Origin of the sequence: Floridaenema fluviatile BLCC-F154, from assembly GCF_041929135.1 — a bacterium.
GTDB lineage: Bacteria > Cyanobacteriota > Cyanobacteriia > Cyanobacteriales > Aerosakkonemataceae > Floridanema > Floridanema fluviatile.
Genome location: NZ_JBHFNS010000044.1, coordinates 1 through 13,296, shown reverse-complemented (window position 1 = coordinate 13,296; position 13,296 = coordinate 1). Strand labels below are relative to the sequence as shown.

12 protein-coding genes and 1 pseudogene are annotated in these 13,296 nt (G+C 40.8%); 10 read left to right on the top strand and 3 right to left on the bottom strand.

The genetic code is table 11. From position 1 onward, the window contains the following. Positions 1-57 precede the first annotated feature (57 nt). Positions 58-1,839, bottom strand: a complete 1,782-nt coding sequence (locus ACE1B6_RS10935; RefSeq protein WP_413257256.1) for a hypothetical protein — start codon at positions 1,837-1,839, stop codon at positions 58-60. 387 nt (positions 1,840-2,226) lie between these two features. On the opposite strand from ACE1B6_RS10935, the gene ACE1B6_RS10930 reads away from it, so the two are divergent. Together ACE1B6_RS10930 and ACE1B6_RS10925 are read left to right on the top strand one after the other, a co-directional pair. Continuing rightward, on the top strand, positions 2,227-2,382 hold the full coding sequence (locus ACE1B6_RS10930) for a ribbon-helix-helix domain-containing protein (RefSeq protein ID WP_413257255.1): 156 nt from the start codon (positions 2,227-2,229) through the stop codon (positions 2,380-2,382). 590 nt (positions 2,383-2,972) lie between these two features. After that, the gene (locus ACE1B6_RS10925) at positions 2,973-3,107 is read left to right on the top strand and encodes a hypothetical protein (protein WP_413257254.1); all 135 of its coding nucleotides are present in this window, start codon (positions 2,973-2,975) and stop codon (positions 3,105-3,107) included. Between the two features lie 6 nt (positions 3,108-3,113). Here ACE1B6_RS10925 and ACE1B6_RS10920 read toward each other — a convergent pair whose 3' ends face one another. Beyond that, complete coding sequence (locus ACE1B6_RS10920) at positions 3,114-3,257, bottom strand: peptidoglycan-binding domain-containing protein (protein WP_413257257.1); 144 nt, start codon at positions 3,255-3,257, stop codon at positions 3,114-3,116. A 601-nt stretch (positions 3,258-3,858) separates the two neighbouring features. Between ACE1B6_RS10920 and ACE1B6_RS10915 the strand changes: the two genes are divergently transcribed. The 5 genes from ACE1B6_RS10915 to ACE1B6_RS10895 all read left to right on the top strand — a co-directional run bounded on the left by ACE1B6_RS10915 (position 3,859) and on the right by ACE1B6_RS10895 (position 9,190). After that, positions 3,859-4,650: a hypothetical protein gene (locus tag ACE1B6_RS10915; RefSeq protein WP_413257253.1), complete on the top strand. Its 792-nt coding sequence runs from the start codon at positions 3,859-3,861 to the stop codon at positions 4,648-4,650. A gap of 305 nt (positions 4,651-4,955) precedes the next feature. Then, a complete protein-coding gene (locus tag ACE1B6_RS10910; protein ID WP_413257252.1) occupies positions 4,956-7,568 on the top strand; it encodes a CHAT domain-containing protein in 2,613 nt (870 codons plus the stop codon). Between the two features lie 34 nt (positions 7,569-7,602). After that, positions 7,603-8,154, top strand: a complete 552-nt coding sequence (locus ACE1B6_RS10905) for a hypothetical protein (protein WP_413257251.1) — start codon at positions 7,603-7,605, stop codon at positions 8,152-8,154. A 67-nt stretch (positions 8,155-8,221) separates the two neighbouring features. Further along, the gene (locus ACE1B6_RS10900; RefSeq protein WP_413257250.1) at positions 8,222-8,917 is read left to right on the top strand and encodes a hypothetical protein; all 696 of its coding nucleotides are present in this window, start codon (positions 8,222-8,224) and stop codon (positions 8,915-8,917) included. A 48-nt stretch (positions 8,918-8,965) separates the two neighbouring features. Beyond that, a complete protein-coding gene (locus ACE1B6_RS10895; RefSeq protein WP_413257249.1) occupies positions 8,966-9,190 on the top strand; it encodes a GUN4 domain-containing protein in 225 nt (74 codons plus the stop codon). 64 nt (positions 9,191-9,254) lie between these two features. On the opposite strand, the gene ACE1B6_RS10890 is transcribed toward ACE1B6_RS10895, so the two are convergent. Beyond that, complete coding sequence (locus tag ACE1B6_RS10890) at positions 9,255-9,782, bottom strand: hypothetical protein (protein WP_413257248.1); 528 nt, start codon at positions 9,780-9,782, stop codon at positions 9,255-9,257. A 189-nt stretch (positions 9,783-9,971) separates the two neighbouring features. On the opposite strand from ACE1B6_RS10890, the gene ACE1B6_RS10885 reads away from it, so the two are divergent. The 3 genes and pseudogenes from ACE1B6_RS10885 to ACE1B6_RS10875 all read left to right on the top strand — a co-directional run. Next, positions 9,972-12,860 (top strand): PriCT-2 domain-containing protein, encoded by a 2,889-nt coding sequence (locus ACE1B6_RS10885; RefSeq protein WP_413257247.1) that lies wholly within the window; start codon positions 9,972-9,974, stop codon positions 12,858-12,860. 49 nt (positions 12,861-12,909) lie between these two features. Further along, complete coding sequence (locus ACE1B6_RS10880) at positions 12,910-13,104, top strand: hypothetical protein (protein ID WP_413257246.1); 195 nt, start codon at positions 12,910-12,912, stop codon at positions 13,102-13,104. A gap of 98 nt (positions 13,105-13,202) precedes the next feature. Continuing rightward, positions 13,203-13,296: pseudogene (locus ACE1B6_RS10875) on the top strand (transposase); the annotation flags it as partial.

Genomic DNA, 13,296 nt, shown 5'->3' with positions numbered 1-13,296 from the left:
AAACTGAGGTTTTTGCTATTGTTTGCTTAATCCAACAAATTAAAATAAATCCACCTCCTAAAACTCACAAAGCACTTCCGACAACAATTCGTAAATTGCGATCGCTCCAGTTCGTAAAGCCTTTGTTCCACTTAAACTTGTGCCATCTTCATCAGTAAAATTCCCGCAATTATCCCAACCGGGAACATTCGCTAAAGTTAAACTCTTGCCTAGTTGATATACAGCTTCTTCGATCGCATCTTGACTAAAACTAAGTTCTTCTTTAACTTTCTTACATTCCTCAGCAATCAATTCCAGTTCAACCAATTGTTGATATTGTTCTGCTGTCAAGTTACTCGGTTCCACACAGTCAAAATAATTATTAATCTCTAAAGGAAACTGCCATTTAGTTCCCGACTTTAACACAACTTTACCAACTGCTACTGGTTCATCAAATCGCCAATCATTCACGGTTGTTGACCCTGTAAATAATCCAAGTTTTCCCGCATGAATCGGATGTTTAACAATCTTAACTACTGTTCCCGGTTCAATTGTATTAATATTCTCTGTAGTCACAGTTTGACTAAGCTCACTATTAACAGTTTCGTCAATAGCAGATTCGATTTGTTCTTGAAGCGATTTGATTTGCTGTTCTTGTGAGTTAATTAGTTGTTGGTATTGATTTAATTTTAAGTGTAAGGTATTTAATTCATCTGCCAACACATTGCTGTCTAACGATGCTGAGTTTTCTTTAACTTCTGCGATTTCATTTTTCAATTCAGCAATAGTTTGGTTTTGCTGCCGAACCAGTTCAATCAGTTCATTATACTCACGAGTAGTAATCGGAATCCCACCACCACCATGTTTTGTTGTGGGTTTGTGTAAGTAAGTCGCAATAGCAATGATTAATTCAGCTATAGTTGGCTGAGGATTTAATTCATCCTTGACTCGCAGACGTGCTAATAAATTGGTTTTGGCTAATACTGCGTCAGTATCGGTAATGTGATAAATCCGAAAAGCGCGATCGATGTCTTCATCAGTTAACCTACGTAAGGATAAACTTTTGTCGATCGCTGAATCTAAACAACCGATCGTCTCATCAGTTAACATTAACTGATTCATCAAAGAACGTTGACATTTTTTCAGTTTCCCTAATTTACCTTCAATATCATTACGAGTACGTTCATTATCATTTAACTGCTCATTTAACCCAGAGATTGTGGCTAACAGATTCAGAAATTCATCAAAGGTATCTTTATCTAAAGCTCGGAGTTCGGAGGCTGGTTGCAGATAGATTTCCCCATCTCCAAAACCACGAATAGATAGCAGTTCGTTCTCTTCATTTAGTAACAGTCCAATTTTGTTGAGGAAAACTACCGGACTACCTGCTGTTAATCTGGGTTCTATGGTTTGGTCTGTAGTTGATGCTAATCTTTCTTTAATCAGCGAAATTGTCCATTTGGTTTGAGTGGTGGCGATCGCTTCTACTTGACTTTCACTACCAGCTAACAACAAAGCAACGTGACACAGAGGCAAATTCAAAATGTGTTGTTGTAAGTTAGGGAATTTCGCTATTAGTTTTGCCTGGGCAGTTAAATTACGGAAATAACGTACCAGTTCTTTCGGAAAACAGTGTTTGAGCAGTTTTTTAAATTCAGTTTCGCCTAACGCTGCTTCTAATTGCTTGAGTTTGTCTCCCAGTTCTAAAGCTTGCTCTTTGAGGTGAACAAAAGTTGCAGCGTGAGAGTTTCCCAGTTGTATGACTTCTTTAGCTAACTCGACAGTATCAGTTGTGATGGAATCTGCGAAAGAGAAGCCGTTGAGTTGGTTGATTGCAACGAATTTTGTGGTAGATGACATGATGATGCTCCGATCGACTTGATTTTGAGTTAATCTGTAGTTGGTTTTTTTTAGTTTCTTTGAAGTGCGCTCTTTGATTTCAGGAGCCACTTCCAATTTTTTTGCTTAAAGAATTTTTTCTAAGACATAGTTGATTCCTCGCTGGATTTTTGCGGCATAGCTTTGTGTTCATAGAAGCGGGCGATACTTGCTACGCGCAGACTACGCCAACGCACCACTATGAATCAGCTGGTGGGTATTTCATGCAGTAAGGAGAATTTTGCTTTGTGGTTATACTAACAGATTTCATTAACTTTTGCTAGATGTTGTTAGGATTAGTGACATATACAGATAAGTCAAGGGAAACTAAGATAAAAAAGGACTTTGCAATAGATTCAGATAGAGCAGATGGGGAAAACAACCGTCACGGTTTTTGTTTCCGAAGAAATGAAGGAAGGCTTAAAGAAGCTGGCTGATGTAGAGCAGCGTTCTTTATCTCAAATGGCAGCAATCTTGCTTCAGCAGGGTTTGGCTAAGGCTAAAGAGGAGGGAAAAATCCAGTAGTGGCAAGCGTTAACAGTTAGTTATTTGGCTTTCCTTTGCCGCTACTAGAGGTTTGCCGAAAAGTGCGATCGCGTAGCGTTGCGTATAGCCCTGTCGGGCATTCCAGAAAAGCAGTATCGCGTAACGTGCTCTCTTGCGTATTGCTTTTTCCTTAATCTGGTGACTCCTGACCTTCAAGATTAACCTCTCTCGGCAGAGTTACTAGCAATTAACCGATGAACCCAAACCCAAGCACAATTGATGGCAAAGCAAATTTAAAATGATGAATTTCCCTGCTGTCAAAAGTAAAGTTATTTATCATCTTGCAGCAGATGTTAAAGGAAATGGTAAGTTAATAAGTGAAGCAACCAAGCTTCATCAGATAAAGATTACAGCTAAAGTCCACTATTAACTAAGGAGGAAAAAAGCTGTTTCATCTAAAATCGATTCGGTTAACTAACAACAGCACTCAACAACTAGAAAACTGATATTTCCTAAGCTGAAAAAAAGGGAGTAAGGCAACTGAATTTAAGTTTTACAGTGTCTCTCCAAGTAGTATTAATTAACAGAGGAAATTACTCAGTAAGTCCAGTTTGGGTGCTGTTGTTGTGATGATTAAGGTTTCACAATTAGGTTTTCGGAAATGGGGAGCGATCGCACAACGACCTACAGAAATCAGTTATAGAAATTGCGATCGCAAAAATCAAAACTTCAGAGAATTATTATTGGTAGAATTGGTATTCTAAAACACTCTAAGTTTTCGCACCAACAATACTATCAACCATTAAACCGTAGTCTTTTTGGAATTTCTTAACAGCGGCTTCAGTGTTCGCACCAAAGATGCCATCAGCAACTAACGAATAGCCCAAGCAGTTGAGGATATCTTGTAAGTCCAGCCAATTATCTATTAAATCAGCCTCGATCGTAGATGTTAGACAGGTCGATTTATTTACGTCTACTTACTTACCTTAATTCACACATACGGGAAAATCCTAAATTTTTTGAGTGGTTCTTGACAGACCATAGAATATGCAATAGCTTAAAGAAAATAAGTGTTTTTACTGAAATAAAGGTCAAGAGCTAATTAGACCTTTAAGTTATTATGAGGAGTGCAGTTGAGAGGCTTTTGTCTAGGAGCCGTTGTTAACATAGTAGCGATCGCCTCTTTTATCAAAGATTGAAGGTACTCTAGGTTGATTACTACAAAATATTAAATTTGCCGTATTGCCTTCAATTGGTATTGAGAATTTACTTAGATACATCTACTGATAGAGTCAAAGTTTTTAAATTCTATTTGCAAGTTCGCTGAAACATTGCTGCTATATCATTAGCTTGCAACTCCAGTTTTGTTGTGAGTATTTGCGTCTATTAACGCTATTCATGACCACAGATTCGTTTGGGTAGTATCTGCCACAAGTAAAGTTTGTCATTGATGCTGAGGGCTTTTTTCTAGCAGATATAGCATCTAAAACTCAACGATAAATAAGGAGATTGAAAATGACTACAAATAAAGCAATCATCGTATTACAAGAAAATAGCGGTAAGACAGTCTTTGATGATAGCCTGCCAACTGATTTGAGATCGCCTATTAATGCGATGATTGATGGTCTTGCCGAAACATTTGAAGATGTAAAAATGACCTTGCAAGGCAGTGGACGATATGACGTTGTTCATCTTCTTACCGACAACGCCTGTACGCGAGCAAAGCTACTAGATTGCCTCGTAGATGAAACCAAGAAAAACCGCACTATCGACTTGATTATTTTGGGACACGGAGTACCAGAGAAGCTTCTTCTTAAAACCCCTCCTCATCTCGAAGGTGATATAGGCAGCAGAAGCATTAAGGAGTTGCTTACAGATGCACAAGGTCGTGGAGTCACGAAGCTGAATCTGCGGATGGTGTATATGTGCAACTGCTATGGGGCATCTGTGAATGACGATTGGCTAGAGATTGGGGCTAAAGTTTCCATTGGCTCAAGGGAGCGGGATATGATGCCTGAACCAATGACGACTTTCTTTGTTCACAATTGGCTCGCTGGAGAAACTGCTAAAGATGCAGCAAGAAATGCTTATGAAGCATCAATATCATTTTACTTGCCATTATATCCTCCAACCCCTAAGACCAAATATAAGACGGTTGAGGTTTCATATCCTTGTCCAACTCGGAAAGACCCCTTCAAAAAGTGTAAGAAGTCTGTTCAAGTACCTGATGGAGTCGAGTTCGTGCCTCATACCTATGTGCGGGAAACAGAACTCATCGTTGACGGTGATGGCAATACAAGGTTATGACGAGCAGATGTACTAGTAGAGTTAGCATCGCTTACATTCCAAGAAAACCAATTGTGCCAGTTGAGGCGGCGGAATGTAAGCTGTAAAACCACCGTACTTTGGTGGAAAGGGGAGGAAAATTTTTTTCCTTCCCTCTCCCAAAAGTTGTGTTGCTGATATATATCTCCTATAAAACAGCACAATAAATGACCTGTTATTTTGCCAATTTTTACTTATTACAAAAGTACCCAAAGTGGGTAATGCGCTTCTGCCAAAATTTTGTTAACTGTGAATCACTCAAATACTTTACCTTTGAGAATACGACCATGTACATAGAAGATAAATACGATGTCGCTAAAGTAGTAAAGCTTTTCCAAAGTGAAGATAGACCTGGACAACAATTCTTCCTTGACTATCAATGCCCACCGTTAATGGGTCCCAATAAAGCTGAACTAACTGAACTCTTAATAAGCTTACAAGGAAGTCCCGCATGGGGAATTACGGCTCTCAGTGTGTTTGCTCAAGACTATGCTCATACTGGTCGTTACGAATTGGGAGCGATTTTGGGTGAAGCCTGTTATCGACTAGCCAAAAACGCCCTCGAAAACATTGACCTAAGCCTGTTGAATCAATATTTATTCTCTGGAGGACAGGGCGCATTATCAAATGCCATCGCACTCCAGCAAATGAGCCGCAATGAAGAAGCCCTTTCTTTGGCAAAGGAAACGATTCCTTGGCTCGAATCTATGGGTGACACAACGACTCTACCTTCTTTGAAACTTCACAAAATTGAAGCAAATCTCGATTTAGAACGTATTGAAGAAGCGAAGAATTTGCTGAATCAGATTGAGGTCGAGTCACTTTCTTCGGTCGATCGAATGACTTTTAAGCGACTTGAACGGAAGTTAATAGAGAAGATAGACCCCATTATCATCCTTCCGGTAGAGCAAAAGACTGAGCATCAGAAGGTTGAGGATGCACTAGATTATATCCTGAACTCTATCCGGTCGCTTGAGGTCGAACCAGAAGCAGAACAGGACTTAAATCAACTTGAGGCGTTGCTAAAGCAGATAAAAGACCAGGTAAAAGACCAAAAACAACTTAAATATACGGATTTTGAGATTGCCTCACGGCAAGCTACAAATGTACTCCACGATATAATCTCAGGTCGGTTAGGCGCAACTGTAAAAGTAATAATCCAGCAGGTAAAGGATACCTTTACAAAGCTGTTACAGCCTTCTCCAATTCCTGATCCTGCTCCTTTTGAAGCAGGTCAACTTAATGAATGGGAGGTAATGCGACAGCTAGAATATGCTAATTCAACTCTTCTAGATGCCATCAAGCAGATTGAGCGTTCGCTCACAATTTATCAGCAAATTCGAGAATGGACAAAAGAAAACAAGCTTGTAGACCATGAAAATGATGCACTGTGGGGCTGCTATCTTTGCTACAATCGCCTAGATCGTTCTCTGGAGGCACTTCAGACACTTCAGGCACTAAGAACCAACATTGAAACTATACGGAAAGACATTGCCGATCCCTATAAAAAGGCACATTTAATAGAAAAATATCCGGCAGGTATATTGACGGCATATCCATATCTATTTTCTGCCCTCTGTGTTCAACTGTATAAACTTCATCGTCCGATGGAACTGCTAGATGCGATCGAGGGGGCAAAAGGTAGGGTACTGGCAGATATTCTCACCGAAAAACTGAGCCAACAGACTTCTGATAATTTCTTTTCAGAAGCAGTACAACAACTTCCCGCTTTAATGCAAGAGGCAAAGGCCCACTACTTGAGCTATTTTGTTGATGATGAAGCAACTTACGCCGTTTTAGTCGCCAAAGATGGCTCTCTGCATACCCAAGAAATTCCCATTGGCAAGAAACAAATTAAAGAATGGCTAGACTATAAAAACAATAAGAAAACCGATGAAATAAATGGCGCTCACGATCCTCTTCATCCCAAAAATTGGGGAAATATAATTTCTGCCAGAGCGAAGGTAAGAGTCATTAACCTATCAGAAAATTTGGCTCCTTTAGTGAAGTGGCTACAACCCTTAGCTGAATCGGGAATTATTCAAATAAATGACCATATTTGTTATTGCCCAGATGGGGAATTACATTTAATTCCGTTACATTACCTTCCTTTTGGGGAGCAATATCTAGTGAATTATGTTTCTATGTCTAGGGTTCAGAGTGCAATGACATTGGTCAATATATTGAAAAGGAAACCCTTAAAACTCGAACAATTTACCGCCGTTCAAGTGTGGGCTGAAAGTGATGTCAAAGAACCCTATTTTGAAAAAATGAAAGCCGGGTTTGAATTGCCGGGACAATGGCTCAAAGAAGAATTGACGGGAAAAATTCTTTCCGAAATAAATGCTGATTTAGCCACTGTTACTCAGCTAGACTTCTCTAACAAAATTGTTCACTTTGCTACTCATGGAGTTTTCCCATCACTCATTGAGCAAGGGCAAACCCCAAAAAATCCATATCTAAGTTCAGGATTACTATTAGCCCAAAAAGGAAAACTACCTTTGAACAGTGAAGAAATTACTGAAAATGCTGACTTATCACCCAAACAGGTCATTGAGCAAAAACTAAATTTTTGGGGTAGCCATGTTACTCTACAAGCTTGTGTTAGCGGTAGAGCGAAAGAGGGAATTGGCGGAGATGCTTTGGGGTTAGAATGGGCTTTTTTACTGAATGGTGCAAGTAGTTTGCTGGCTAGTCACTGGAATGTTGAGGCTACTTGGGCAGCTAAATTCAGTATTAAATTCTACCAGAAATGGTTAGTTGAGAAAGCTTCACGGGCTGTAGCTTGGCGAGAAACTGTGCTGGAGTTGATTAGAGAATCACACGATTTAGAGAGAACGCATCCTGAACATACAGCTTATTACTGGGCTCCATTCAGCCTATCAGGTGATTGGCGTTAAATCAAAGTTTAATTTAATAAAAGGAGAACAAGTTATGTCATCTAATCTAGTTGAAAAAATTAATGCGTCTGATTTTGATTCTGTTGCCTTTCTTCAGTATTTTAGCCAAGGTATTTTAGATGGGCTTGTTGATGATTTTGACGAATTAACTGAGGGAATTCCCCCCGAAGTCAAATCAATACCAGAATTTGCGGAACTCGATCGTCTTTCCTATGAAGAATCTCAATTTAAGGGGAAAGATGCAGTGGTTATTTCTCGTCATACTTTAACAGCTTTAGCAAAAAATGAACGTTTTTCACCGTTGATAGAAAAGGCACTGGAAGCCTATAACAACCGAGAAGATAGGGAAGATATGGAAATGGGAGGCGGTAGTGCAAAAGACTTATTAGCCATTGGACTGGCAGCTTCAATGGTTCTTGTAGTTTCAACACCGAAGTCTATTCATTTTGAGAAAACGCCGTGGGGAAAAGTTGTGATTGATATAGAACAAGTAAACCCTGAATTTGTAAAAAATGCTGGGATACTTATAACGGCTTTTGTTGCGGCAACAAAAGTAGTTAATAGCGGTGGCAAGAAACAAAATTGACGGTTGAATTTGTCGAATCATGAACCAAAAATTTACGCTAAAAAATTAATTTATAAGGAATTAAACCGTGAAACAGCATATTTACAGAAATTTACAAAGCAATGATGGACTTGTTGGTTACTGGCAGAGTGCTGTAGATTCTTTGCAAATCAATCAGGACGGAACACTTATTTATGCAAGACAAATCTATCGATACACTGCCCAAAACAATGTCCTTACCATTATGTTGCTCACCAATGTTTTTCTAATTCCGTATCAACAACAAGGTGATACTCTCATACTTCTAATAAATGGGCAACAAATAACGTATACAAGGCGATCGCACCCCAACCAAAATGGGACAAATAGCGATCGAACTGATAGTCAGGGGTTAGAAGATTCCGAGGATAGAAATTCTAACCCTATAATCAAAGCGATCGCAGGCGTTTGGGTTGGGGAGGAGTACTGTCCAGACCCATTCTATTACATGAGCCATACACTCTATTTGATTCTTTATCCAGACGGCTCAGTTGGTTTTGATAAGACTGAAAGAGGGGCATCATGGAATAAAGTTAGCGAATCTTTCAGTTATTTTTCGTCTGGCTTTACGCAAAATCGTAACATTTCCGGGCGGTGGGAAACTGATGGAATCAATATCCTAATCTACTGGATAAATAGCAGGGTATGGCAGGGGCAAGTTGATTTGAACAGTGGGAGGATGGTTATGTTCGGTGTGGGTATGATTAACGAAGGCTCGAATGTCATGTTTGAACGAAAAATGTAGAGGAAGCGACTTACTGCACGCCAAAGCTTACGTCCATCACAAATTCGGGTGTTATATGAATCAGAAATTGGTCAAATTCCAAGTCTAGATTTGCAAATGATTAACCAACTGTGGTTGACAGCTAGTAATGGAAAATTCGGCTTTTCGGTACAAAAGGAAATCTATCAGTCTGTGGGCAAAGATTATCAGCAATTAGGCGATCGCGTTGGTTGGAGAGTCAACAGAATTTGGCGAGTCAATACTTCGTTATTTGAACCTTTGGTCTTTGCTTGAGCGTGTCGATGCTTGTGGACTTTAGTAACAAGTGCGATCGCTTTCTCCCCAGATTCACAGTGATTCAAATATCATCAGCATTTTCCGTACTGATATCATCTAGCGGTTCCTGGTGATTAACAGCAGGACTCAAACGATTAGCCACTGCCCGTAAAACCTCAGCCATTTGATCGGGACTCATCAATCTAATTTGCAGCAAAAGACCATCATCAGGAGGATTTTCTTCGATTTTGACATCCATTTTTGCCAGACGACCGACAATCATTTGCGCTAACCTGGCAGCTTCCTGATGATTAAGTTGGTCAACTATATCGATCGCTTCTTCAGCAGTGCGGTATTGTCTAATCTCAACTTTGTCACGTTCCTGGGCCACAGCAATTAATTCCTCCAAAGAGTAAGGAGTGTGGACAGCAAGATTAGCCAGAGTAGCAACGTCAGGATTTTTCACATCACACAATTCTAAACGACGAATAGTTGCATGGCTGACTCCACTCAACGCTTCAAACTCACGATAACTGCTTGAGCCTCTGGCAAGCTTAATGATTTGGGCAAGCTTGAGCAGACCTTGTTCTGTGTACCGCGAGTCAGGCATAAGGAAAATCAACTCTTTGAAGTCAACTATTTACAGATTACAGACTTAACCTTACGGTAAAAGCCTTGTAACGTACATAATACAGACTAAATGTAATTATTTGATAGATTTTTTATTCTTTTTTTAACTAATGTTACTTACCTGTTACATTAAGAAAGTTGTAGTCTGGTATACATTGCGCCACAAAAGATGAAAAGTCGAATCAGGGAAAATCGCATCAACACTGAGGAAAAATACAGCACAGAACGGCAAGCGGTGATAAATTGGTTATTAGAGCAGGGGTATCCACCATTACCAGTAGCGCCAATCCAAGACCCGAAGCGGCATCACAAGTTAGTCAAGGCAGACCCGCAGCGCCAGATTTGGGAACATTGTCCACTCAACGAAAAATTACAACCATTACCGTTATTCACAGGCAAGAATCCCAGTTACCTCGATGAGTCAGGGAAACCACATTTATTGAATCATCGGCAATATCAAAAGCGATCGCCCAACACCAAAGAACTTCAGCAATGGTTCGCCAATCCCGCAAATGGAATCGGGACGCTGGGTGGTTGGAATAATACGACTTGGTTAGATTTTGATGTTAAATGTTTCTCTTCTCAAGAAGAATGCGATGCCGCAGTAACCAAGATTCTGCAAGTACCGGAATTACAGGGTACGTTAGTTGAGCGATCGCATTCCGGTGGGTGGCGCATTGCGGTCAAAGTCAAGAATTGGCCCAACGGCAAACCATTTACCAATTTTGCCCTACACAGAGATGGTGTTCATGTGGGAGAAGCTTTAGGTGCGGGACGGTTTACGGTACTTGCGCCAACTTTAGGGCCATCCGGTAATCCGTATCAATCCATTAATCGTGCCGTTCCAGTGGAAGTGGAATCATTAGAAGCTTACGGCATTTATCCCAAAGGTACAAACCAAATTACTAATCAATGGACTGATGTGGATTGGGCGCTGTCCTACCTGAAAGCACTGCATCCATCGAGAGCCGATGACTATGACGAATGGCTCAAAGTCGGGATGGCACTGCATAGCGTTGACCAAAGTTTACTTGACGATTGGGATGCTTGGAGTCGGCAAAGTAGCAAATATCAACCGGGTGAATGTCAGCGTAAATGGGCTAGTTTTCAGCGATCGGGTGTCGGAATCGGTACTCTGTTCAGTTTCGCTAAACTTGATGGTTGGCAAAATCCTCACAATTCCAGAAATCAGCGCCGTTCACTAAATGCTATTTCTACCATCAAGGAATACAAAGTAACGAATCAATGGAATGTACCAGTATCGCTGAATGGTGAAATCGGTTGGTTAGTGGAAGAGGACGATCAGTTTAATTTCCACCCGAAATGTAACTTTGACTTTCAGGTAGAAAGAGAACTATCTAGTGAAGATGGCGGCGGACTGGTGCTTCAAGTGCAGCGATCGGTTGACCCGCCAAATCTACAACGAAGGATGATTTTGCATTCGATCGATTATTCGGAAGTAACTAGGTTTGTGGATGCAATGAAGGTAGCGTTAGGTTGTGGAATTGTCTGCAATCTGAAGAAGGAACACCTGGGCGCATTTATTCATAGTCGGATTCAGGAATATCGCGATCGGGGTGGGAAGCTTTATCGCCTGTCGGAGGGCATTGGACAACAATCAGATGGGACTTGGGTATTTGCTGATTGTCAATACACTGCCGATGGTGAATCAACAACTGAAGAAGAAAGCGGTTGGATATTCAACAACAACATTGGTGGTGTAGAGAAAATGCCTTTACCGGAAATCGCTACACCCGATTCCGAAGCATTACCACGATTGTTAAGTGCCATGCAAAAATTTCATGGTAGCAGTGGAATTTATCCAGCATTGATGGTACTTGGTTATGTGGCAGCTGGGGTACATTACCGCACGATTATGTTACGGGAAAAGTGTTTTCCACTGATTAACTTGGTGGGCGATCCGGGTTCCAACAAATCAGTAGCAGCGAATAATGCCTTATCTTTGGTTGGTTGGCTCAACAACCGAGGAGTGTTACATCGAGCTAGTGTGAGTGCTACTTACGAAACTCTGAAATTAGCAGGTTCCTTGCCCTTGTGTTTAGATGATCCACAGCGGAGTCGGGAATTAGATGAATTGCTCAAAGGGTTGTTTAATGCAGTTCCCCGCAAGGTACGAGGCAACTACCAAGAACCACATTCGCCACTGATTGTTTGTTCTAATCATGCGGTGGGCGATGACCAACCAGCTACCTTATCGCGGTTGATTCAAGTTCCGTTCTATCGCGTTAATGATGGAGACAAAACTGCTTGGGATGAAATGCAGCAAGCGCAACGGTTAGCTTCTGGAGCATTGCCGGATTTGATTAAATTGGGCTATCCGGTTCAACAAATTCGGGCTTTAGCTTCCCAATTGCGATCGCATTTACCTTATGCCCATGCCAGAATTGCAGACTCCCTTGGTTTGATTACTTGGTACGCTCAAGCAGTTGCTAAATTAGCCAATTTCAAGAGTGATGAAATTAAGTCGTATGTAGTTGACCAACTGTGCAAAACCGCTAACGATGCTGATTCTGTAGCCAATTCATTGACTGACTTTTTGGATAAACTAAACGCTTTGCACGCCGAATCATTGATTGGGATGTGGAGCGTGCGGGTGGTGGAGACATCAGAAATTGGCAAAGCTTTAGCGATTCATCTGAGTGTCGTCTGGCCCGTGCTCGATCGAATGTTTGCACCCATCTACAGCCGGAAAGTCATTGAAGCACTGATTGATAAAGCTGGTGGTCGAATCAAATCTGTACAAAAATTCCATCGTTCCAAGGATGAAAGTTTAACTTATCAAAGATTGTTGATTACACCACGTACCGATAGTGATGGTAATCCGATGTTGCCGAAAGAACCAGATATGGTATCCCGCCGTTGCTGTTTGCTACCGATTCAGATTGTGTCCGAGTTTATCAGTTTGTGGCATCAACCAAATCAACTGGGTTCGAGTGCTGATGTGACTGATGTAACGACAACTCTGAGTGAGTCTACAACTGTTGCTGTGTCTGAAATGTACGAGTTAGACACCAATGCGTCACCTGACGTAACTTGATGTAACGCACATTTATTTCCAGCCAAAAATTTACACCACACAAATAAATTTGCCGTTTTGGTCAGTTACATCAGGTTACAGCTTCATTTGTGATAAATCACCAAAAAATGTAACTGCCGAAACCCAAGCCTTGTATACATTTGGGGTTGATTCGCTCTTTTACACTATTTATCAGTTACATAGTTACATGGTTTGGCAATTTATCTTAATGGAACAAGAAGACTCCCGTTACAGCGTAGCTTAACGGGAGATGAATTGTGACCAATTAACTCAGATCTCGCTGTGCGAATCGACATTTTGTGAATTTGTGCTACTATAAAATTGGTGATTGGTCGATTAACCATGATAGTCTACGAGTTCAAGTTGAAAGGGAAAATAAAGCAGTGTCAAGCAATTGATGAAGCGATTCGCACCTCTCAATTCATCCGAAATAAAT

Excerpts from the sequence above, each read along its gene's own strand:
- ACE1B6_RS10935 (WP_413257256.1), bottom strand. The coding sequence starts at position 1,839 with ATGTCATCTACCACAAAATTCGTTGCAATCAACCAACTCAACGGCTTC.
- ACE1B6_RS10930 (WP_413257255.1), top strand. The coding sequence starts at position 2,227 with ATGGGGAAAACAACCGTCACGGTTTTTGTTTCCGAAGAAATGAAGGAA.
- ACE1B6_RS10925 (WP_413257254.1), top strand. The coding sequence starts at position 2,973 with ATGATTAAGGTTTCACAATTAGGTTTTCGGAAATGGGGAGCGATCGCA.
- ACE1B6_RS10915 (WP_413257253.1), top strand. The coding sequence starts at position 3,859 with ATGACTACAAATAAAGCAATCATCGTATTACAAGAAAATAGCGGTAAG.
- ACE1B6_RS10910 (WP_413257252.1), top strand. The coding sequence starts at position 4,956 with ATGTACATAGAAGATAAATACGATGTCGCTAAAGTAGTAAAGCTTTTC.
- ACE1B6_RS10905 (WP_413257251.1), top strand. The coding sequence starts at position 7,603 with ATGTCATCTAATCTAGTTGAAAAAATTAATGCGTCTGATTTTGATTCT.
- ACE1B6_RS10890 (WP_413257248.1), bottom strand. The coding sequence starts at position 9,782 with ATGCCTGACTCGCGGTACACAGAACAAGGTCTGCTCAAGCTTGCCCAA.
- ACE1B6_RS10885 (WP_413257247.1), top strand. The coding sequence starts at position 9,972 with ATGAAAAGTCGAATCAGGGAAAATCGCATCAACACTGAGGAAAAATAC.